This is a genomic window from Thermostichus sp. OS-CIW-20 (genome assembly GCF_054061455.1).
This window is the reverse complement of record NZ_JBSSEF010000003.1, coordinates 36,439-58,313: the sequence shown is the minus strand read 5'-3', so window position 1 is coordinate 58,313 and position 21,875 is coordinate 36,439. Positions and strand designations below refer to the sequence as shown.

Genomic DNA, 21,875 nt, shown 5'->3' with positions numbered 1-21,875 from the left:
TCTCGTCGGCTGGCAATGTCGCCTCCTTTTCTTAAGGGATCCCTGTTTTGGCTGGCCCTGGTGCTGCAGGTGGGCCTGGTTGGGCTGGTGCCAGCTCGGAAGGCGCTTACCCTTGCCACTGGCTCCCCGATCTACTTGCAGATTGCTCCTCTGGATCCCTATGACCCCTTGCGGGGCCGCTACGTAGCTTTGAGCTACACCGTTGCCCAGCTTTCCACCCTAGAGAAACTGCCCGGCTGGTCCCCTGAGCTCGCTAAGCCAGGGATCCTCTACCTGCGCTTGGCCCCTCCCAATGGGGATCCCGCTCAACCCTGGCAGGCCATCGGCATCAGCCGCGACCGACCCAAGGATCTGCAGCCTGCGGAGGTCGCCCTGCAAGGTTGGTTCGATGGGTGGCAGCTTAGGTTTGGGATCGAAGAGTTTTTCATTTCGGAAGCGCTGGGAGATGTTCTGGAACTAGAGATCCGCCGCAACCCAGAAACACTGCGAGCAGAGGTGAAGGTGGATCCCTGGGGCCAAGCAGCGCTGGTGGGCCTTTGGGTAGGAGAACAGCGGTACTAAGATAAGAGTGAAGCTGGTCTTGCTCTGCCGCCCTTCTAGCCCTCTTTCTTTTTCCGAGAGCGAGTTGCGCTTGTTCTCTTGGCACTGGTAGATGCCGTGGATTTTTTAGAGGACTTCTTCTGGCTAGGAGGTGGCGCTGTAGGAGCTAGAAAAAATACTTCTTTCAGGGCCTCCAACTTTTTGCCTCGTGTAATTTTGCACCCCAGCTTGGTTATGGGGGTTAAGTCCTGCCACCAGCTCCTATCTGCCTCCGCAATTCGCGCGGCTGCAATGGTTACATCAACTCCCTTGAGCGGAGTGCCGGGCTGCTCTGCCAGGTATCTCAACGCGGCCAAGATAGTTTCTCTCGGGGCCTCTGTCAGATTCACCTTTGGGACAATTTCTCTGGTGAGGATTTGGGCCTGCTTAACCTGCTCTGGGTCGGGATCGACAACAATGCACCAGAGCCTCTCCAGCCCCGCCTCTCGAGCAACTGCATAGACAAAATGGTTACCAATGGCCTTGTACTGATAGTCGCCAGCCTCGACCACCAGCAGAGGAACCCAGTTGTGTCCTCCTGTCGCCCTTAGCTGATCTGCGGCTGCTGTAACAAGGAAGGAGGGAGCAGAAAACCCCTCAGCGGGCGTAATGCTCTCAAGGGGTAAGTTAACCAACCTACCTAGATCTGAAAACTCACTCATCGATAAAGTACTCACGGGCAAGACTCTGGTAGTATTCTAAAACTTTCTTGTGATTAAAGACGGCAGGCTTTCGATCAAAGCTTGCAGAGGATATCACTACATAGTCAGGTATCCCAAAAATGCTTTTGTTTTCATTACCTCTCTTAAAATGCGGCCAGAAATATGGAAGTAGGTTCATGCTTCTCTCTTGGCTGACAATTTTTTCTATCTCATCATTTGCTCGTTTAATAGTGTTTTCGTTTCCTGAGGGGACGCCATTGAAAAAGATAGGCAAAGTCCTGGGGCCACCATCCTGTCGTGACCTAGCAGTTTCTGGAACAAATCTGGTGATTACTCTAGCAGCATTATTCAGGGAAGACAGATCGTCGGGGCGGGTAGGTATCAAAATAACGTCGGCAGCAAAAACACCACTCTGGCTAAAGTAAAGCCATTGAGTTGGGCAGTCAATTAGGATGTAGTCATACTCATTGCGAAGAGGAGCAATGAGATCGCGAAGGCGCCGAGTTCCCTTCTGGATATATGCTACCGCCTGGCTATCAGTTAACGTTTCCAGTTCAGGGTCTCTTGGGATGATGTCAAAGATGGAAACTATACTCTGTTTGCCTTGTCTAACTGTCTTGAGTCTGTATGTTTGGACAACGGAATGAACATCTATTTTGGGATCCTTTAAGCACTGCGTCAGTGTAATTTTTCCAGGAGTAACTCCCAAGTTTCTTGTCAGATCTCCTTGGGAATCAAAGTCAACAACTAAGACCTTTTTTCTCTTGGCTGCTAGTGTTGCCGCAAGGTTAATGACCGTCGTTGTTTTGCCTACGCCCCCTTTATTGTTATACACGCAGATAGTCAAAGCCCGCTCGTAGTTTTCTATCTTGTCTCGCAAGTTGCGAACTATGCCCTCAATGTTATTTGAGCTAATATCAAGGTTTGCTGTAGCAGGGTGAACAACTTTTCCGTGCCTCCTCCAGAGCTGGATGTTATTTGCATTGGTGATAATTCCCCATTTTGCAGATTTGCAGTTCTCGCCGAGCAGGTAGCTTTCTATTTGACAAACTGTATCCCTATAGCAAGATCCTTCTTTGAGGTTGACTACTCTGGATTTTGCCTCCAAAAGCAAGTAGGGGTTCCTTTGGGAGTTAAAGAAAGTATCTTCAGGATCTTCGTTCTTTCTTGCGGCGAGGTCGACCTGGCCACAACCTGTCTCGAATTCATATCTAATTTCCAAGTCGTGAAAGCCAAGCGCATGCAGGAGGGGAACAGCAAAGTGTTGGACAACAACTCGCTCTACACTCTCGGTGGGAGATATCCTCTCAAGCTTCTCTCGGAGATAGCTAGCCTCAGTCATAGGAAAAAATAAGGTGGACAATGCTAACCAAGCTAAAAGCTCGCCCTCAGCCTAGCAGTTGCTTTGCCCTCTCTGCCAGCGCCTGGGCTGTCAGGCTGTTGTAGTCCATGAGTTCCGTAGGGGTGGCGGTGGTTTCGCCACGTTTCCAGGCAAAGATGTCGCGCGGGCCAGTGTAGCGCAGCAACAGGGGCTCCAACATCAGGCTGGAGCCGCCGGTCACGCCGATAAGGGCTTCGCCGGCAAACCAGGCAGCAAACTCCTGGTCAGACATGAACTCCCCATCGGGTTGGGCACAGGTAGACCAGGCTATATCGCCGGGGCGATAGAGACGGCGGGGGTTGACCACGGAAACAATTTTGCTGCCGATCCCCTGGGCTTGGAGCTGCTCAGCCGCGGCAAACACCGGCAGGAGGATCATATCCCCCACCACGGCAAAGACCACTGTGCGGGATCCGGGCACTTCCTGCAGCACGGTGCAGCCCTGCTCTACTGCTTGGCGAGCCTGTTCCAGGGTGGTGCGGATGGGCAGGGGGGTTTTGCTGGCAAAGATCGGGATCCCTTTGTTGTAGGTAGACAAGGCCCACTCGTAGGCGGCTTGGGCGCAGTTGGCGTCGGGGGGAAAGAGGGGGAAGATGTTGCCGTTGCGCATCATGGCCGCCAGGTAGGCTTCAATTTCCGGGCGTTGGTGGGTCCAGCCGTTGCGGCCTTGTTCCAGGGCTCCGGCGGTGTAGAGAGCAATGGCGGAAGGGGTGGGGCGGCGCAGCTCGGCCATCGCCTGGGTCACCGTCTGCCAGATGGGCAGGCCGTTGACGGCAAAGGATTCGTAAGAACACCACAGGGAGCGCCCGCCAAAGAGCGCCAGGCCCCCTGTCAAGCCAGCGCAGGCATCTTCGCTCAGGGGTTCGTAGACCCGCCCTTGGGGCTGTTGGTTGTAGAGAGGATCCACTGTGGGGTGGATGACTTTCAGGCCCTGGTTGACATTGGCAAGACCAGAGGCTTCGTTGCCATCGGCATTGGCTACCAGAAAGTCAGGGTCTTTCTGCCCCACCTGCACCACCAAGGCGCCGATGGCAGTGGTGGAGACTTGCTTATCGCCGAGGGGGAACTCGGTTAAGTTCAGGGATCCCAAGGGCGGCAGAGGGCGGACGAATTCGGTTACCACCACCTTGGCTGCCGGCCCGCCAGCAGCCCGTTCACAATTTTGGCGCACCAGAGCCCAAGCGGCTGGGTGCAGGGCCCGTGCCTGCAGAGCGGCCACGATGTCGGGGTGATCCAAGGTGTGGTGGGCGTAGAGGTTGTGGGATTTGGATCCCTTGGCGTGCACGCCTGCCCCCTTCAGTTGCTTGAGGATGAAAACCGTCAGGTGGCCGCCTAGAGCGCACTGGATGGCCCGTTCCATCTCTACCAGCACTCTTTGGACAAAGGCCAAGCGGGCTTCCAGGGAAAATTGGGTGCTATCCACGTAGGGGCCAGGCTGTTGGGCATCGTCGAAGTCTTTGGCATCCACCAGCACCACTTCCTCAAAGCCGTTGCCCCGCCAGTACTCGGCCATCTGAGCGTTGGTGAAGGTAGAGATCATGCTGTGGTGCTCTTGGCTGTAGCCGTTCCAGACCAGCACCGGCAGGAAGTTGGTGCGCTGCGGGAAGGCGGTGTGAAAGTGGATCATGGAGCTCATCACGTAGGGCTCCCCCAAGCCCCCATCGCCGATGGTGACGGGGAAGAGACGGTCTGGGTAAAGCAGAGCGGCGGCCATAGCAAAGTGCTGCCCCTGCCCCAGCGGCCCTGCTGGCGCCAGCAGGCCGGGGATGTAGCCCGACAGGTGCCCCAGCAGCCCTTCTCGTTCCCGAAAGCGGGCCTGCAAGTCGGCGACGGTGTGGATGCCCATCTCCGCCAGCGATCCATCCAAGAACATGGCGGCATAGAAGCCGGGCGCGTGGTGGCCCACCTCGGTAGGGATGTTCTTTTGGCCCAGGTACACCAAAGCGGCGTAGGCTTCCGCTTGGCTGGCAAAGCCGCCCGGGTGGCCCGAGGCTTTGCTGGCGGTCATCTGCAGCGTGAGATAGCGCAGCGCATCGGCATAGAGCAGGGTTTGGTAGGCGGCCATACGGCTGCCGGGATCCCGCAGCTTGCCTGTGGCAGCATTCACTGCAGGTTCCTGGCCCAGGCGGTCGAATTCCGGCCAGGGATCGCCAAAGTAGCGGATCCCTTCGCAAAAGGCGGGGATTTGGGCGGTTGCCTCCTGAGCCAGCGTCATGGTCGAGCCTCACTCTTTGTCGGGTTACTCCTCACTTTAAACCTAATAGAGCCTCTTGGATGTTCTAAGCAGAACTCGTCTAACTGAGGCTACCCCTCTCGGCCCCCAAGTTGGTCAAGCGGTGGGTGGTGCGGCCCAACAGGCTGTTGGCAAGCTTTCGTCATCGATGACAGACGATCTGGACAAGTAAATCAAAAGGGTAGCCAAGATCCATCCTAGGGCAGAGGTTCGGTCGCGATGGCCCGTCCTCACCCTTACCTACGATATCTAGTGTCTCAAACCCTTTAATCACCTATTTTCCCACAATATACAGATGAAAATCTGCTGGCTATTGACCAGTTTCCCTTGTCCTTTACCTGGGAGGGATCGGTGCCCCTTTTTGGAAAGCTGTGGTACATTCGAGGGAGGCCAGAACTGAGCCTTTCCGAGAAGCAGGCTAGAGGCTTTTTGGAGCAAAGCAAAGGGCTGTACTGCAATGGCTTAAGTTTGTAGGACTGTTGACTTTTTCTCGTCTTGATTGCCTGAGGTTCTCTGGTTTTGTTTGCCCAAGTCTTAGACTTGTGGGGGGTTGCTATTTTCTAGAGGATTTGCGATGGTTGCTAGCTGTTGTTGAGCATTACTTCTAATTGCTTCTTGCCTGTTGTCGATCCGCTTGCTCCCCAAGACCGACTGCTCCATGACAGACACTCGTCCTTGTGCCCCCTGTATCGTAGATAGCGGAATTTTGGTTAATAAGCGGGATATTTACCGTCTTCTGGCGGATCTGGGGCGGGTTCGCTACTTCGATATTGTCGATGGTCGGGTACGAAAGCAGGGGGAGGGCTATGTGATGGAGGTGTTTCAGGATGCAACGGCGGCTACCTTGGTGGCCAATCGCAGCCTTTATCTCAACCTAAACAGCTTTGACTACGCCTGCTTGCGGGATCCCTCCCCCTCGGAGGTGGCAGGCCTGGAGGGGGAACGGCCCAGTGTGGTGATCGATCTGGTTCAGGAGAGCCGCATCTTGCGTTTGGTGCCTTTGTCGGATCCGCTATCGGATCCTGCGCAGTTGTGGGCGGACACTCAGGCGTTGCGGGCGGCAGCAGCGGACGCTTTGGGGGCGGGTTGGAGCCTAGAAGAGGAAGACGGTTCTTCCGACCTGCTGGATTGAAAGGGCTCAAAAAAACGTGCCGCCAGGCCCATCTTCGCTCACTCTTGAGGTGACTGTTATTATTCACACTCCCACTGCCTAAAGGCAGGGGATTCTTACGCAGTCCAGGAACGGACTCGCAAGGGGGCTGTCAAGACGCTTCTAGACAGTTCCTTGGGGCAAAGCCCCAAAGTTCTGCCTACTTAGCAAGTTAGCTGAGACACCTCCTGGGCGCTTGCCCCTACTCGGGTTTTTCACCGTTTTGGGTGCTTGCCTAGGAAGGGCACGCCTCATCAACAATCACACCATTGGCGAGCAACTTGCTTACGGGCTTTTCCTCGCCGCACTAAAATACGGGGCTACCAAGCTATCCTTGCTGTGTCATTCAGGCCCCAGTTTTTGTTCATGAGGATCCACAGAGGTTTCCCCAGCCTCCTAGACATCGCCCATTGAGAATGGGTATGGGTGGCAGAGCCCAGGGCCAATCCTGCTCGGCAAATGGAGGCAACCGGTATGATCTGTCTGGGCTGTGGGGCTTTTGGGTTGGGAGGCAGTGTGAAGGATTTTCGGAAGCTTGGCGGCAGAACGTGGAGCTTGCGCCCGATCGGATCCCTGGTGGCGATGCTCTTGCTGCTGGCGCTCAAGGCTTGCGGGGGAAGTGGTGGTTCCTCTTCGGTAAGTGTCATTCCTACTCCCATTCCAACCATCGTTCCCACCTCTACTCCAGCTGTCGTCCTCACCCCTACCCCGACTGTTCTGCCTTCGCTGACGCCTACCTCTGTTCCCCAGTTCACGATCGACCTTCGCTTTCCCGACAACAGCCTCACTCCCAGTCAGCAAGCCATTGTCCGCAGCGCGGCCTTGAGATGGCAGCAGATCATTGTCGGGGACCAGCCAGATTTGCCCCCCACCTCTATTCAGGCCGACGCATGCAATCGGGGATTTCCCAGCACGCCGCTCAATTTCCCCATTGACGATCTGTTGGTAGAGGTGAGGGCGAGAGACCTAGGCAACGAGCGGGTTTTGGGGGGGGCGGCTCCTTGCTTTGTGCGGGCCTCGAATGGCTTGCCGTTCTATTCAATTGTGCTCTTCAACAGCCAAAACCTCTCGGCTTTGGAAGAGCGGGGGGATCTGCCCATTACTGCCCTGCACGAGTTGGGCCATGCGCTTGGCTTTTTGCCCAGCGTCTGGGATCCCAAGGGGCTGACGGTAGGGTTGGTGAGGCGGGATCAGCCGACGCCGCCGGGCTATGACCCCCGCTTTATCGGCCCGCGGGCAGTTGACGCTTTTATCACATTGGGGGGGAACGCCCCTTCTGTTCCTTTAGAGAATCAGTTTGGGGAGGGATCCCGCGATGCCCATTGGCGGGAGAGCGTCTTGGGCCGCGAGCTGATGACCAGCCGCCTCGACCGGGGGGTGCCCAACCCCTTGAGCATCCTCACGGTGGGAGCCATGGCGGATATCGGCTACGCGGTGAATCCGGCGGCAGCGGATGGCTTTGAGCTGGGGCGCAGCCGGCGCTTCTCGGAGCCGCTGGAGCTGCAGGAGCTGGAGTTGGCCCTGCCGCTGCGGCGGTTTGATGCCACCGGCAGGCAGGTATGGGATCCCTGAGTCGAAAAAAGCATATCTACCTATAGCCAAGCTGCCCGTTCTTAACAATAATGAATGGCCAGTTGCAGAACTTTACGACATCGGCAAACTCTTATATGGGCATCCTCAAAAAGCTGTTCGGCGGTCTTTTTTCCTTCTTTGGCATTCTCTTCGGCGGCCTCGTGGATTTTGTTACCGGCCCTTTTCGTCCGGCGCCTGCCCAATCCGCTCCAACCCAGTCCTCTAGCCCTGCGGCAACGGCTACGCCTGCCAAGCCCAAGGTGGTGGTTGAGAAGCCGTTTGTGCCCAACGAGATCCCGGCTCCGCGTCCTAACCGTCGCCCTGGGCCGGCTCTGGATCTGTTCCGCGCCATGGCCCAAGAGATCCCGTCGGCGCGGGCCTAGCCTGCCGGGTTTGGGGAGCAGCCCGTAAGATGGAGATGGCGCTGGATTCTGGAGACTGCTCCCTATGTCGGATCTTTCTTTCTCAGAACAAGAACGGCTAAGACAGCTTGAGCTTGAACTGGAGCAGGCAACTGGGGCCTCTGGGGAGCTGAGCTCGTCTCAGGGGAGAAATGCCATTCGCGCTTGGGCTGAGACGTGGGGGCGTCCGCTGCTGACGGTTTTGGCCATTTTGGGCTGTATCCTGCTGGTGGGGCTGATCTTCCGGGTTTTCGGCACCGTTCTCAAGTGGACGGTGGTGGCGGGGCTGGGCTATCTGCTCTACGTTTGGGTGGTGGCGCCGCGGCTGGGCCTTTCCACCGGAGCTAGGCCAAAGGCGGACGACAGGGATCTGGACCGCTTTTGATGGGCAGGGATCCCTGGCGGGCTTATGCCTACCTGGCGGCAGCTATCTTGGGCTGGGCCACGGCGGCCAGCGCCTTTAAGTTTGGCCTGCAACACCTTGCGCCAACGCTTTTGCTAATTTTTTCCGCGTGCAGCTCCTGCCTGATCTTGGGGATGGTTCTGGTGGCTACAGGGCGGGCGCATCTTGTCCGCCAGCAGAAGCGATCCCAGATTGCCTTGTCGGCGCTGCAGGGGCTACTTAACCCGCTTGGCTACTACGGGGTGCTGTTCCAGGCCTATGATCGCCTCTCGGCCCAGGCGGCGCTGGCTTTGAATTACACCTGGCCGCTGCTGCTGGCTCTCTTGGCGGCGCCGCTGTTGGGGGAGCGCCTGCGCGGGCGGCTGCTGCTGGCTTTGGGCATGAGCCTAGTGGGGGCGGTGCTGGTGGCCACGGGGGGATCCTGGGACACCTGGCAGGTGGAGGATCCCTGGGGGGTGGGGCTGGCGGTGGGCAGCGCTGCCATTTGGGCCCTCTACTGGCTGCTCAATGTGCGGGATGGACGGGACGCGGTGCTGAAGCTGTTCATGGGGTTTGTCTTCGGCAGCTTCTACTGCCTGCTGCTCTTGCCGTTTCAGGAGCTGAGGTGGACAATGGCGGGGCTGGCCTGGGCAGCCTACATCGGCTTGGCGGAGATGGGGTTGACTTTTGTGTTTTGGCTGCGGGCCCTGGAGCTGGCCCACGAGCGCGGATCCCTGGCCAATTGGGTCTATGTAACGCCATTCTTGTCGCTGGGGCTGATTGGGGTGCTGTTGCGGGAGCCGATCGCGCCGGGATCGGTGCTGGGCCTGGGACTTATCTTGGCCGGCAACCTCTGGGGATCCCGGCGGGAAAAACCTCAGCCTGTTCTTTCTTAAGGCTATGGCGGTGAATCCCATTCCTCTCTATGTAGCGGCAACGGCCCACGGGTTTGGGCACGTCACCCGGCTGGCGGCGGTGGTGAACACTTTGCGGCGGCAGGATGCGCAGATCCTGCCCATTTGGGTGACGCCGGCCCCCGCCTGGCTGCTGCAGCGCTACGGGGAAGGGGAGTTTGTGCACCGGCCGCGGGGTTTGGATGTGGGGGTGGTGCAGCCGGATGGCTTGCAGGCGGATCTGCCGGCCACGCTGGCTGCTCTCAAGGCGTTTCAAGCGGGGGCTGCCGACCTCATCCGGGAGGAGGCCGAGTTCATTCGCAGCCAGGGGGTGCCGTTGATCCTGGCGGATGTGCCCCCCATCGCCACCGCCATTGCCGAGGCCGCCGGGATCCCCTGCTGGATGGCCAGCAACTTCGGCTGGGATTTTATCTACCAAGACTACGGCCCCCAGTTTCAGCCCTTGGTGGCCTGGATCCGCGAGCTGTACGGGCGCTGCCAGCGGCTGTTTCGCCTGCCCTTTGCCGAGCCTATGGCCGCCTTCCCTCACCAAGAGGCAGTGGGGCTGACGGGGTCGGATCCGCGCTACTCAGGAGAGGAGGTGGCCCGGCGCCTGGGGCTGGAGCGGGAGCGGCCCACGGTTTTGTTAACCTTTGGCGGGCTGGGGTTGCAGGGCTTGCCTTACGAGCGGCTGGCGGATTTTCCCGACTGGCAGTTTCTCACCTTCGACCCAAAGGCTCCTGCTCTGCCCAACTTGCAGATTCTAGACGGCCAGGTGTGGCGGCCGGTGGATGTCATGCCCCTCTGCCGTTGGGTGGTGTCCAAGCCGGGCTATGGCACCTTGGCAGAGGCGCTGCGCTGTGGCACGCCCATGGCCTGTGTCAACCGGTCGGGGTTTGCCGAGTCGCCCCTGTTGGTGGAGGGATTGCGGCGCTACGGATGGCACCGCATCCTCTCGCCGGAAGAGTTCTTTGCGGGATCCTGGGACTTCCTGCGGGATCCCCCCTACCCACCCCAGGCGTCGGAGAAGTTGGATCGGGGGGGCAATGAGGCCATTGCCGCTGCCATCGCGGCCTTCCTGAGGCAGTAGCATAGGGAGCAGCTTCTTGGAGCGGATCCCATGGCCGGCAGCACGACCGAGTCTTTGCGGCAACTCTACGAGGAACTGCCCTATCCCAACGTGCCCCTCGAGGCGTCGGGCCGCAACGCCATCGACAGCCTATACCGCTCAAGCTGGACGACGGCCCAATACGCCCGCACCCGCGCCATCCTGCCCAGCGAGGGGATCGCCATCCTCAATGTCGGCTGTGGCTCCGGCTGGGAGACCTTGATCTTGGCGGAGGCCAACCCGGGGGCACGGCTGGTGGCCTGCGACCTCTCGCCGGAGTCGGTGCGGGCGACGGAGCGACGCCTGCGCTACCACGGCTTCGGAGAGGTGGAGCTGTACGCCCTCGACCTGCTGGAAATTGAACAACTGGGGCAGCAGTTTGACTTCATCAGCCTCAACGACGTGCTCTATTTGCTCGAGGATCCGGTGGCGGGCTTGAAGGCGCTCAAGCGGGTGCTCAAGCCGGACGGCATCCTGCGGGCCAACCTGCACCACGCCTACCAGCGGCAGGTGATCTTGCGCATGCAGGAGGCGTTCCGGCTGCTGGGGTTGTTTGATCTGCCCACGCCCGAAGCCTGCCAGCGGGTGCGGGAGTTTATGGCCAGCCTGGCCTCTGACGAGCTGCGGGTCTCCCTGCACTGGGATCCCCAGATCTACAGCGACGACGGCAACATCCGGGCCAACTACCTCTTGCCCGGCGACAAGGGGTTTTTAATCCCAGACTTGATGCGTATGCTCCAGGAGGCGGAGCTGGGCTTGGTTTGCCTGGTGGACTACGCCGACTGGGATCCGGCGCTGCTGTTCAAAGACAGGGCGATGCCGGCCTGGCTGCAGGTGGAGCTGGACAAGCTCTCTCCCGCCGAGCAAAACCACTTCTACGAGCTGATCTACCCCGACCACCGCCTGATCGACTTTTGGGCCGAGCACCCCGGCTCTTCCCTGGTCTTGCCCTGGAGCGACGCCGACTGGCTGGAGGGCAGGGTGCAGCTCAACCCCATCCTGATGGACAATGCCGAATTTCGCCGCAACTTCGCCCAGGCCTACGAAAAGAAGCTGGAGTTTACTATGAACTGGCCGGGGGCCAGCCGCGGCCGCCTCGCCATTCCGGCTCCCCAGATGGCCTGGCTGGGATCCCTCTTGCAGGGGCCAGTGGCGGTGGCCAGCTTGATCGAGCAGGCGGCCCAAGCCCATCAGATAGAACCGGAAGCGGCCCAGGAGCAGGTGCTCACCTACCTGGCGGGGCTGGAGTCGTTTCTGTTTGTGATGTTGGATCCCAGCCCAGCTTCTCTTGGCGCAGAAGGGGCTTGAAATGGCGGCAATCTGGGCCCCGCCTTGGGCGCGCAGGGGAGCGGATCCCTAGCGATCCACCAGGCGCAGCTCAAAGGTGAGGATGTTGGCGGCCAAAATTTCCAAGGCTCCCCCCTCGATGAGCTCGCGGCTGAGGGCAGCCCCGGAGCCACTTTGTTGGATCAATTCTCGGCTGCGGCGCATCGTCTCCTGGCGCTGGGGATCGTCCACGACCACCTGCCGCTGGTTGGAGAGGCTGAGGCGGTAGTAGTGGGGCAGCTCGCCGCGGGTGGCGTCAATGGCCAAGTTGGTTTCCTCGGGGGCGACGCGGAAGGGGGCGCGGGCGGTGAGGAGAGCCACCTGGATATCCTGATCCCGCCCGTCGAGGCCCTCTAGCTCGGAGATGTCGATCTGCAAGCGGAGGGTGTCGCGGTCGCGGCTGAGGCGCTCCACCCGCACCTGGTTGAAGCCGACGGCAAACTCCCGCTCCGGCTCGCCAAACCGCTGGATGGTGGACTGCAAGACCGACTCTTCGTTGAGGGGGGTAACCCGGATCAGGTAGTCCCAGTTCTGGACAAAAGCATACTCATTGGGCCCGACGCGGACATTGGGATCCACCAGATTGGCGGTGGGGCCGGGGCTGCCGGCCCGGCTGAGGGCCACCAGGTACCAGTAGTTGGGGCTGATGGGCAAGCCCATGGTCATGCGCACTTCCAACACCGGCCGCGCCCAAGCGGCAGCCGCCGTGAGGGCTGTGATGGCTGCTGCCCCGAGGCAGCTCCACAGCCAGTGCTGAGGACGAAGCTGAAGCTGCGGTGGGCGAAACCAGGTTACGGCCACAGTTCTCATGTCAGCTTTTTTAACCCCGGCAACTCGCCTTCGCGCCAGGCAACAAAAGACCCGCTGCTTGCGCGACAACTTTGGAACAGTCTAGCCGAAGATGGCCGTTGTCCGGCCAGTTGGGGCTCTGGATCCCGAAGCTGGGCTTTTGGCTAAGCCTACACAGAGGGATAGCTTGGTAGCCTCGCACTTTAGCGCGGGGCGGAAAAACCCGAGAGCGACTTTAGTCGCTTACCAATGATGTGGGTCATTGATATAGTTTTGAATTACCTCAGCGCTAGCATTCCCCGCAGTACAGAAAAAATAACTTCTGCTCCAAAGGCTAGGTAGTTTTCGCAGGTTAGGAAACTTCTGCCTTAAATATTTGGAAGCTCTACCTTTGAATGCTTTTACCACAAGATGAATTGGGTCGGTAGGCTTAATCTCAAGAAACAGGTGGACATGGTCTGGAGCTATTTCAATCGCTCTCACATGCCAACCCTTCTCGCTAGACAGCTCCTGCCATAGCTCAAACAACCTGTTCCTGACTTCTCCTACCAAGACCTTTTTCCTTCTCTTTGGGCAAAAAACGAGGCGAACAACCGCTAGCCCCACAGCATGGTTGTAGTGATTGTACCGTTGGCTTCCCTCTCGCATTGTTGCTTACTTATGTTAGACTGCAGTTATCATGCCACTTACCAACAAGTATGGGGTACGGCTGTCAGCAGGTTCTCGTCAGGGACAGGGAGCTACTCCCCCTATTAGAGTACTTGTGTCAACAGTCTAATAAGGTGTACAACTGCGCTTTGTACTATGCGCGACAAGTCTATTTCAAAACAAAGCGATTGGCAAGCTATGGTGAGCTTTGCGCTGAAATGGTGAGAACCAAAAACAAGCACTTTATCGCAATGTATGTTTCCGCCGCACAACAGACGTGTAAGTCTGTAGCTGAGGCACTAAGTAGTTTTAAGACAAAGCTGAAACTTTTCTTGCAAGAAGAGATTAGCTTAAGACCAAACCTACCGCGCTACCGTAAGAAGGGAATGTTCACGGTAGCATACCCGAAGAAGTGGCTTAAGTTCCAAGAAGGAAGAGTCAGAGTGCCGCTCGGCAACCGGGTCAAAGCTTGGTTTGGGATAGACGCTTTCTGGATACGATTTCCTACCAACTTAGATTGGAAAAATATTAAGGAGCTAAGAATTCTGCCCAGGCATGGGGTGTTCTACTTGGAGTGGATCTATGCTAAGCCCGCTCAACCGCAATCGCTGGATCCAAAAAAGGTACTAGCAATTGACCACGGAGTAAACAACTGGCTTACGTGCGTTAGCAACTTAGGGCATAGCTTCATCATTGACGGACGCAAAGTCAAATCCTTTAACCAGTGGTACAACAAGGAGGTGGCTAGGCTTAAGACTGACAAGCCGCAGGGGTTTTGGTCGCAGAAACTTGAGCGAATTACGGAAAAAAGAAGCCGGAGGATGCGAGATGCAATTCACAAAGCTGCGCGCAAGGTCATTGACTTCTGTTTGCACCACTCGATTGGGAGAATCATCTTTGGTTGGAACAAAGAACAAAAGCAAGAATGCGGTTTAGGGAAGGTCAATAACCAAAACTTTGTTTTAATTCCAACAGGTTGGTTAAAGGAGCGTATTGCGGAATTATGTCAGCACTATGGCATTGAGTTTATCGAGGCGGAGGAGGCGTACAGTTCGCAGGCGAGCTTCCTAGATGGAGATGAGCTACCTAATTATGGTGAAAAACCCGACGGGTGGAGACCCTCTGGGAAGCGTGTCAAGCGGGGCCTGTACCAAACGGCAAAGGGGTGGTTGGTCAACGCTGATGCTAATGCTGCCGCCAACCTGCTTAAGAAAGTCAGCAGAACCTTGGGGCTTTGCCTTAAGGAACTGTCTAGAGGCGCTTTGACAACGCCGTTACGGGTCCTTCTGTGGACTGCGTAAGAATCCCCCGCCTTCAGGCGGCGGGAGTGTCAACTTAGTTCTGGATTGGGAAGGATGGCCAGCGCTTTTGCACAGGCACAGGAAGGCACAGGCTCATTACCTTGGTTGGTTGAGCCAATGCAGATGGGGGATCCCTCTGTTTGGGTGCTCGTTGGGGGAGCAGGTTGAGGATGCGATTGCGAACAGTTCTGCCGCTGTTGGGTTTTTCTTTGCTCCTGGCTGCCTGTCGGCCCGGCGGGCCCCCTCGCGGCATGGAGAGTGGAGAAGGCCAGCCGACACCGGTGGCCATCGGCGCCGTGGAAGAACGGCTCATTCAGGAGACGTCGGAGTTCATCGCCAGCCTCGGATCCCAGCAGGTGGCCAGTATTCGGCCCCAGGTGAGCGGCCAGGTGACCCAGGTGTTCGTGCGGCTGGGATCCCAGGTTTCTGCCGGGGCGCCTCTGTTTGCCATCGACAGCCGGCAACAACAGGCGGCGGTGGCCGGCCAAGCGGCCGGGATCGCGGCGGCTCAGGCCAACCTGGAGAGCAGCCGAGCCGTGCTCAGCCAATTGCGGGCGGATCGCCTGCGGCTGGAGGCAGCGGCGGAGTTCGCCCGGGATCAACACCAGCGCAACCTGCGCCTCTTGGCCGAGGGGGCCATCAGCCAGGCGCAAGTGGATCAGTCCAGCCGCGATCTGCGCCAGGCGGAGGCGGCCTTGGCGGCGCAACAGGAGCAGATCCGGGCCCAAGAGGCGGCCATTGTGCGGGCAGAGCGGGAGGTGGAGCGGGCCCGGGCCGAGGCGGAGCGGCAGCAGGTGCAATTGCAGTTTTTCCAGGTCACGGCTCCCTTTGCCGGTATTGTCGGGGAAGTGTTGGTGCGGCAGGGGGACTATGTGACGCCCCAGACGGTTTTGACCACCCTGACCCAAACCCAGGCGCTGGAGCTGAACCTGAATATCCCGCTGCAGCAGGCCCCCCGCCTGCGCATCGGCACACCGGTGCAGATCTTGGACAGCCGCGGCGAGGTGATCGGCACCAGCCAAATCTCTTTCATCGCGCCTGAAGCCGATGCCAGCACGCAATCGGTGCTGGCCAAGGCCCTGCTGGAGAACCCCGCCGGCCAGTTGCGCAAGGCCTACGGCCCGCTGGTGCGACCAGCCCAGTTTGTGCGAACCCGCATCCTCTGGGAGGAGCGGCCAGCTTTGCTGGTGCCGGCAACGGCGGTAGCCCGTCTGGGCGCCCAAACCTTTGTCTACACGGTGCAGACGACAGAGCCACCTGAGGAGGGCAAGCCCCCCGGGGCGGTGGCGGTGCAAAGGCCGGTGCGGCTGGGATCCCTCTACGGCAACAGCTACGAGGTGCTGGAGGGGCTGAAGGCCAACGAGCCGATTGTGCTGAGCGGCCTGCAAAAAATCCGCGATGGCGCCCCGATTGTCGATGAGGTGCTTTTGCAGCAGAGGATGCAAGGGGAGGGGAGACCGCCTGGATCCCCGCCCTAGATTTCTCCTCTTGAGCGGTTTCCCAACTTGGTCATCCCCTTCTACTCCTTACGCGGATCCCTGGCCTATGTTTGTCGACTTTTTCATTCGCCGTCCTGTTTTTGCCAGCGTCTGCTCCATCATCATTGTGCTGGTGGGAGCGGTGAGCATTCCCCTATTGCCGGTGGACTACTACCCGCAGGTGGCGCCGCCGGCGGTGAGGGTGACCGCCGTTTACCCTGGAGCCGATGCCGAGACGGTGGAGACGGCGGTAACCAATGTGCTGGAGCAGGAGATCAACGGCGTCGAGGGCATCCGCTACATCTCTTCGGTGAGCAGCAGCAACGGCACCAGCCAGATCACCGTCACTTTCAGCCCGGATCGGGATCTGGACACGGCGGCTGTGGATGTGCAAAACCGGGTGGCACGGGTGCAGGCGCGGCTGCCGGCAGAGGTGATCCAAAACGGCCTTAGTGTAGAAAAGGCCGGCGATAGCGCTTTTGTGCAGGTGGTGGCGCTGCGCTCAGAGGCAGGGGAATACGACGAGCTGTTTGTGAGCAACTACGCCGAGCTGTTCGTGCGCGATGCCCTGCGGCGCATTCGCGGCGTCAGCGATGTCATCGTCTTCGGGGAGCGCACCTATGCCATGCGCATCTGGCTGGATCCGACGCGGCTGGCCGGCTATGGGCTGACGGCGCTGGATGTGGTGAACGCCGTGCGCCAGCAAAACATCCAGGTGCCTGCCGGACAGATCGGCAGCCAGCCCAGCCCCCCGGATCAGGAGGTTCAGATCAGCGTCCAGGCCACGGGGCGGCTGTCGCAGCCGGAGGAGTTTGCCCAAATTGTGCTCAAAGCCAGCCCCGACGGCAGCTTGGTGCGCATTGCCGACGTGGGTCGGGTGGAGCTGGGGGCCCAAAGTTACGATACGTTCTTCCGCATCGGCGGCCAGGAGGCGGTGGGGATCGCCATCACCAAGCAGCCGGATGCCAACGCCTTGGAGGTGTCGCGGCAGGTGCGGCAGACGTTGGCGGAGCTCTCCCGTAGCTTCCCGCCCGGCTTGATCTACGAGATCGCCTTCGACGCCACGCTGTTTATTACGGAGTCGGTGCAGGAGGTGATCTTCACCCTGCTGCAGGCTATTGTCCTGGTGGTGCTGGTGCTGTTTATCTTTTTGCAGGATTGGCGCATCACTTTCATCCCCACTGTCACGATCCCGGTGGCGCTGCTGGGGACGTTTGCGTTTGTGCGCCTGTTCGGCTTTTCCATCAACACCCTGACCATGTTCGGCCTCACCTTGGCCACCGGCCTGGTGGTGGACGACACCATCGTGGTGGTGGAGAACATCTCCCGCTACATCCGCGACCGCGGCATGCGGCCTCTGCAGGGGGCCTCGGCGGGGATGAACGAGGTCCTGGGGGCGGTGATCGCCACGACGCTGGTGCTGTTGGGCCTGTTTGTGCCAATCGCGTTCTTTCCCGGCACCAGTGGCCGCATCTACCGGCAGTTTGCCGTCACCATTGCCGTATCGGTTTCGCTGTCTACCTTCAATGCCATTACCCTGGCTCCGGCGTTGTCGGCGCTGCTGATCCGCCCCCGTTCGGAGCAGATGTTTTGGCTGTTGCGCTGGTTTGACCGGGCCGTGGAAGGGATCCGCGCCGCCTATCGTCGGTTCCTGGAGCTGGTGGTGAAGCTGCGGCTGCTGGTGGTGGCGGGGTTTGTCGCCTGTCTGGGCCTCACCTACTGGCTGTTCCAGGTCGTGCCGACCGGGTTTGTGCCGGATGAGGATCAGGGCTTTTTCATCACCATCATCCAGGGGCCGCCGGGGGTTTCTCTCAATTACACCGACCGGGTCATCCGGCAGGCCAGCGCCATTTTGGACGGGATCCCGGAAATCGAAAACCAGGTGATCGTGGGGGGGTTCAGCTTTACCGGGCCCTCGCCGGGGAACGGGTTAATCTTCGCCACCCTCAAGCCCTGGGACGAGCGGCGGCGACCGGAACAATCGGCGCAGGCGATTGTCAACCGGCTGTTCGGGCCCTTTTTGGGCGGGATCAGCCGCTCGTTGGTGATCCCGATTTTGCCGCCAGCCATTCCCGATTTGGGGGTTACGGGCGGGTTCACCTTCCAGCTCCAGGATCGGGGGGTGAACGATTTCAACCTGCTGCAGCAGACGGCCAACACGCTTTTCTTCGTGGGCAACGCGCCGCCCCCGCCGGGCCAACCCCCCCTGGGCGTGCGGATTAACCCGCCCACCTTCAACGCCAACTCCCCCCGGTTGCAGGTCAAGGTGGATCGGGACATGGCCCAGGTGCTGGGGATCCCGCTGGCCGAGGTCTTCGGCACGCTGCAGACCCTGTTGGGGGGCACCTATGTCAACGATTTCGACCTGTTCAACCGCAACTACCGGGTCTATGTGCAGGCGGATCAGGCTTTCCGGGGCAGCCCCGAACGTATCGGCCAGTTCTACGTGCGCAGTGGGCAGGGGCAGCTTTTGCCCTTGAGCACCCTGGTTCAGGTGGAGGAGACCACCGGCCCTGCAATCATCAACCACTTCAACCTCTTCCGCTCGGCGGAGATCCAGGGCAGCCCGCTGCCGGGCTTCAGCTCAGGGCAAGCCATTCGGGCTATGGAAAGTCTGGCTGCCCGCTTGCTGCCGCAGGGGTTTGGCTTCGAGTGGTCGGGCCTGTCCTTGGAAGAGATCGAGTCGGGGGGACAGGCGCCGCTGATCTTCGCTTTGGGGTCGGTGTTCGTCTTCCTGGTGCTGGCGGCCCAATTTGAGAGCTATGTGGATCCCTTGATCATTCTGCTGGCGGTGCCGCTGGCGGTTCTGGGGGCGCTCTCGGCCCAACTGCTGCGGGGCCTGGCCAACGACATCTTTTGCCAGGTGGGGCTGGTGATGTTGATCGGTCTGGCCAGCAAGAACTCGATCTTGATCGTGGAGTTTGCCAACCAACTGGTTGCCCAGGGGATCCCGCTGGTCAAGGCCGCGATCCAGGCGGCGGAGACCCGTTTCCGCGCCATCCTCATGACGGCCCTGAGCACGATCCTGGGGATTTTCCCGCTGGCCGTGGCCAGTGGCGCCGGGGCTGCCAGCCGCCAGTCTCTGGGCACGGCTGTTATCGGCGGTATGTTCGTCTCGACCCTGCTCAGCCTGCTGGTGGTGCCGGTGCTCTATGTCGTGATCAAGAGAATCCAGGCGCGAGTTTTGGGGAGCGAATCCCGTGGGGATCTGGCCCATCTGCCGCCGCCGGAGGATCCCAAGGGTCTGTTGCCGGAAGAATCGACTTGATTGCAGGGCAAAACCTATGGCTGTGGATTCCAGCTTTTTCCAGCGACAGGGTTGGTAGGCCAACCACGCTGAAAGAGCGCCCAGCCACCCTCTTGCAGGAGCGGTGCAGAGTGCTGTCTTTCCCTCTTCTGCTTACGCAAGCGGCAGTCGGCCAAGTACAACAGGTCAGCTAACCAGAAGATTCACCCGATGGTGGCTGGGGGGCGGGCGGCGCTGCAGGAAGGGAGCCGCAGCTCACCGCTACAGGACTTTCAGGATGAGTGACGGTGGAGTCCGAAAAGGCCATACTGCAGTCTCGCTCCTCGGCCAGGAAAACAGACGGCAGCAGTCACCCTTTTTGTCAGCCGAAGGCCTTGTCTTGGAGCAGCTCCGGGTCAGCGTCGCCAGATACTCTCTCCCAAAACTGCGCCAAGTGCTGCAGGCCCACAAACCCCAACTGCCAGAGGATCAAGGCCAGGGGGCCGTGCTGCTGCCGCTGGATCTTCAGGGCCAAGGCCAGTTGTTTGGGCTTGAGGAGCTGTTGCTGCTCGGCAAAGCGGCAGAACTGCCGATCCCATTGGCTGAGGGCTTGCAAATCCGGCACAGTCAGTTCCATAGGTCTGGCTTGGGTGTAACTGGACGCTGGATCCCCTACTGTGGATCTCTTCTTTAGGGTACGCGTCTCCCTCAGCTCTCCCAAGGCGGCTCAGGGCAGAGGGCACTGAGCTTTGCCGCAGAGCTGACTTACAAGCGCTGTTGGGATAGCCCCTAGCTCCAGGGATCGTCATCGAAGGGGCTGTCCGACCAGTAGCCGCCCGACTGGGGTGGAGGAGGCTGTTGGGGTGGTGGGTAGCCGATGGGAGTAGAGGGCGGCGGCGTGGGGATGGGAGTTGGCTTTTCCATATCCTCAAGCCGCGGCAGGTCGGCGGGTTTGGGCTCAACACCGAGGCTCCTCAGCTTGGCCTGAGCTTCCTGTATCTGGGCGTTCAGCTCTTCCAAGTACGCCCGGTAGTGGTTGGCGGCTTCTAGGTATTGCTTGGCTTTGCGCTCGTTATCTTTGATGACGGCCTCTAGCTCTTTGTTGCGAACGGTGTAATCGGCCTCTTGGTTGGTGAGGTTTTCGATGGCCTGGTTGAGCACAGCCCGCCGGCGCTCCAGTTGGGCCACGATCTCCGACAGTTGCCGTTCCCGCTCGCTGAGGCTGCGCTCGCGGTTTTGCGTTTGCTCCAGTTGAAAGGCGGCCTGGCTCAGTTGTTCACGTAGGTACATCACTTGGGGTTCAGTCTCGTTGCGCTCCTGCTGCAACTCGAAGACCCGCGCTTCTAAGTTGTCTTTTTCCTGCTGCAGCACTTCCCGCTCGTTCAAAAGACGGGTGTAGAGCTGGTTGAGGAAGTCCACCTCCATCACCACCTGGCTGAGCTGGGTGGCGTATTCCCCAACCAATGCCAACTCCCGCGCGAGGTTTTGGGTTTCGCTGGTGGCTTGCTCGGTGAAAAACTGGGGAAGCTGGGTGGTTTCTCTGAGGCGTTGGGTGAACTGTTTAAAGCGGAAGGAAAAGTTGCTCGCCATTGCCGGTGCGGTAGCCTCGAAGATCAGGAGAACGCCGATGGTCAGACAACAGTCTGGATCCCGTCCACTCTAGCATCCAGCTGCAGTTTCTTTGGGGTAGAAATCCGTCCCAGCAACCTGTCTAAGTGAAGTCAGGGGTCGTTTCCGGTGTGGCAGCCTCCCGTCCTTCGGATTCGGCATCTGAGCCGGCAGCTTCGGCTACTTCTACTTTACAGTCGAGTCTCTGATTTCCATCTTTTTGTGCCTGCGATGGGACTGCGGCAATCCGGCGCAGCAGCCGTTGCAATAGCGGGGTGTGGCGATCGCCAACAACGGAGAAGCGGCTCTCGATCTCCTCAGCAGGGATGGGATCCAGTTGGGCCAGCTCCGGCTCGCTGAGGAGAAGTACCCGTATTGCAGCAAGGGGGATCTGCAAGAACAGGTTGGCCCCCCAAAACCCGAAGGCGGCTATGGCCAGGCCGGCCAGACGGGTGCCGTTGCCAGGGGTGAGGGGGGCAAAGAGGGGGGCGAAGTCGTAGAGGCGCTCAAAGACTTCCAGCAGCAGGAGTGCCGCCAATAGCGTCAAGATCTTGTGTTCGGGGCTGAGGAAGGCAGCCAAGATGCGGCGTTGGTCGGGGGTGAGTTCCTCGGGAGGAACGGCGGCCACCCACAGGCTGAAGACATCGAAGGGCTTGCGCCACTGCATGGCAAAGACTGGCCCAATGCCCGCCACGGCCACTGCGGCCTGCTCTACTCCCACCGACAGGAGAGGATCCCCGGTGGCCAACCCAATGACGGTTAGCCCAATCCACAAGGGGAAGAGGAGGATCCCGGCGGCATGGATCCAAAGGAAAGGTTCCTGCCAATGGCTGCGCATGGGGAAGTTCTAGAGGAAAGCGGAGCGGAGCTAGCGGCGGGACTTGTCCACCACTTCCAATTCCGAAAGGCGGAAGGTAACCAATTTATCCCAGTTGCCCCCCTCGAAGAGGACAGCGGCATGGTCGTCGGTAACCCGCTGTACTTGTCCTTCAAAGAGGTAGTAGGTATCGTTGGGATTGATGACCCGCACGGCCACGCCAGGGTAGATGGGGGGAAGTTCCTGAAGAAGGGAGGGAGTTGCAGTCATGGCGGCTGTTTACGATTCCTCGCGGGTGGCTAAGCCCTATCCTATCATTAT

General features: G+C 59.4%; 20 protein-coding genes. 11 read left to right on the top strand and 9 right to left on the bottom strand.

Translation table 11 applies throughout. The features are described 5' to 3' along the window. The first annotated feature begins 15 nt into the window (after positions 1-15). Complete coding sequence (locus tag ACVWXC_RS02070; protein ID WP_457390815.1) at positions 16-561, top strand: GDYXXLXY domain-containing protein; 546 nt, start codon at positions 16-18, stop codon at positions 559-561. Positions 562-596: 35 nt separating this feature from the next. On the opposite strand, the gene ACVWXC_RS02065 is transcribed toward ACVWXC_RS02070, so the two are convergent. From ACVWXC_RS02065 to ACVWXC_RS02055, 3 genes are read right to left on the bottom strand one after another with little or no spacing between them, the layout of a single operon-like run. Further along, positions 597-1,241 carry a Rho termination factor gene (locus ACVWXC_RS02065; RefSeq protein ID WP_457390813.1) on the bottom strand — a complete coding sequence of 215 codons (645 nt, stop codon included), beginning with the start codon at positions 1,239-1,241 and terminating at the stop codon, positions 597-599. Continuing rightward, entirely contained in the window at positions 1,234-2,583 is a 1,350-nt protein-coding gene (locus ACVWXC_RS02060; RefSeq protein WP_457390811.1) for an AAA family ATPase, read from the bottom strand. Before ACVWXC_RS02060 ends, ACVWXC_RS02065 begins: the two co-directional genes overlap by 8 nt. A 46-nt stretch (positions 2,584-2,629) precedes the next feature. Then, positions 2,630-4,837, bottom strand: a complete 2,208-nt coding sequence (locus ACVWXC_RS02055; protein ID WP_457390809.1) for a phosphoketolase family protein — start codon at positions 4,835-4,837, stop codon at positions 2,630-2,632. Positions 4,838-5,561: 724 nt separating this feature from the next. Here ACVWXC_RS02055 and ACVWXC_RS02050 point away from each other — a divergent pair. From ACVWXC_RS02050 to ACVWXC_RS02020, 7 genes are all read left to right on the top strand, one after another. Then, positions 5,562-5,987 carry a hypothetical protein gene (locus ACVWXC_RS02050; protein ID WP_228375410.1) on the top strand — a complete coding sequence of 142 codons (426 nt, stop codon included), beginning with the start codon at positions 5,562-5,564 and terminating at the stop codon, positions 5,985-5,987. Between the two features lie 534 nt (positions 5,988-6,521). Then, positions 6,522-7,577 carry a leishmanolysin gene (locus ACVWXC_RS02045; protein ID WP_240527744.1) on the top strand — a complete coding sequence of 352 codons (1,056 nt, stop codon included), beginning with the start codon at positions 6,522-6,524 and terminating at the stop codon, positions 7,575-7,577. A gap of 95 nt (positions 7,578-7,672) precedes the next feature. Further along, complete coding sequence (locus ACVWXC_RS02040) at positions 7,673-7,960, top strand: hypothetical protein (RefSeq protein ID WP_099834676.1); 288 nt, start codon at positions 7,673-7,675, stop codon at positions 7,958-7,960. 64 nt (positions 7,961-8,024) lie between these two features. After that, positions 8,025-8,363, top strand: a complete 339-nt coding sequence (locus tag ACVWXC_RS02035; protein ID WP_011429350.1) for a hypothetical protein — start codon at positions 8,025-8,027, stop codon at positions 8,361-8,363. Continuing rightward, positions 8,363-9,256 carry a DMT family transporter gene (locus tag ACVWXC_RS02030; RefSeq protein WP_011429349.1) on the top strand — a complete coding sequence of 298 codons (894 nt, stop codon included), beginning with the start codon at positions 8,363-8,365 and terminating at the stop codon, positions 9,254-9,256. Before ACVWXC_RS02035 ends, ACVWXC_RS02030 begins: the two co-directional genes overlap by 1 nt. Positions 9,257-9,260: 4 nt before the next feature. Continuing rightward, positions 9,261-10,343: a glycosyl transferase gene (locus tag ACVWXC_RS02025; RefSeq protein WP_457390806.1), complete on the top strand. Its 1,083-nt coding sequence runs from the start codon at positions 9,261-9,263 to the stop codon at positions 10,341-10,343. Between the two features lie 30 nt (positions 10,344-10,373). After that, entirely contained in the window at positions 10,374-11,669 is a 1,296-nt protein-coding gene (locus ACVWXC_RS02020) for a class I SAM-dependent methyltransferase (RefSeq protein WP_457390804.1), read from the top strand. A gap of 48 nt (positions 11,670-11,717) precedes the next feature. Here the strand turns inward: ACVWXC_RS02020 and ACVWXC_RS02015 are convergent, their stop codons facing one another. Both ACVWXC_RS02015 and tnpA read right to left on the bottom strand, forming a co-directional pair. Continuing rightward, positions 11,718-12,497, bottom strand: a complete 780-nt coding sequence (locus ACVWXC_RS02015; protein ID WP_041438081.1) for a hypothetical protein — start codon at positions 12,495-12,497, stop codon at positions 11,718-11,720. Between the two features lie 222 nt (positions 12,498-12,719). Further along, positions 12,720-13,124 carry an IS200/IS605-like element ISSoc6 family transposase gene (gene tnpA, locus ACVWXC_RS02010; protein WP_011429345.1) on the bottom strand — a complete coding sequence of 135 codons (405 nt, stop codon included), beginning with the start codon at positions 13,122-13,124 and terminating at the stop codon, positions 12,720-12,722. Between the two features lie 50 nt (positions 13,125-13,174). Between tnpA and ACVWXC_RS02005 the strand changes: the two genes are divergently transcribed. From ACVWXC_RS02005 to ACVWXC_RS01995, 3 genes are all read left to right on the top strand, one after another. Continuing rightward, positions 13,175-14,425: an RNA-guided endonuclease InsQ/TnpB family protein gene (locus tag ACVWXC_RS02005; RefSeq protein WP_457390802.1), complete on the top strand. Its 1,251-nt coding sequence runs from the start codon at positions 13,175-13,177 to the stop codon at positions 14,423-14,425. Positions 14,426-14,595: 170 nt separating this feature from the next. Next, positions 14,596-15,903 carry an efflux RND transporter periplasmic adaptor subunit gene (locus ACVWXC_RS02000; protein WP_099812481.1) on the top strand — a complete coding sequence of 436 codons (1,308 nt, stop codon included), beginning with the start codon at positions 14,596-14,598 and terminating at the stop codon, positions 15,901-15,903. A gap of 67 nt (positions 15,904-15,970) precedes the next feature. Continuing rightward, positions 15,971-19,171 (top strand): efflux RND transporter permease subunit, encoded by a 3,201-nt coding sequence (locus ACVWXC_RS01995; RefSeq protein ID WP_099812482.1) that lies wholly within the window; start codon positions 15,971-15,973, stop codon positions 19,169-19,171. 340 nt (positions 19,172-19,511) lie between these two features. On the opposite strand, the gene ACVWXC_RS01990 is transcribed toward ACVWXC_RS01995, so the two are convergent. The 4 genes from ACVWXC_RS01990 to ACVWXC_RS01975 form a co-directional block, all read right to left on the bottom strand. Next, complete coding sequence (locus ACVWXC_RS01990) at positions 19,512-19,766, bottom strand: DUF2949 domain-containing protein (RefSeq protein ID WP_041438079.1); 255 nt, start codon at positions 19,764-19,766, stop codon at positions 19,512-19,514. Between the two features lie 152 nt (positions 19,767-19,918). Then, positions 19,919-20,719, bottom strand: coding sequence for a hypothetical protein (locus tag ACVWXC_RS01985; protein WP_011429340.1), 801 nt, complete (start codon positions 20,717-20,719; stop codon positions 19,919-19,921). 121 nt (positions 20,720-20,840) lie between these two features. After that, positions 20,841-21,575, bottom strand: coding sequence for a low-complexity tail membrane protein (locus ACVWXC_RS01980; RefSeq protein WP_011429339.1), 735 nt, complete (start codon positions 21,573-21,575; stop codon positions 20,841-20,843). 30 nt (positions 21,576-21,605) lie between these two features. Continuing rightward, positions 21,606-21,824 carry an NAD(P)H dehydrogenase subunit NdhS gene (locus ACVWXC_RS01975; protein WP_011429338.1) on the bottom strand — a complete coding sequence of 73 codons (219 nt, stop codon included), beginning with the start codon at positions 21,822-21,824 and terminating at the stop codon, positions 21,606-21,608. Positions 21,825-21,875: the final 51 nt, after the last annotated feature.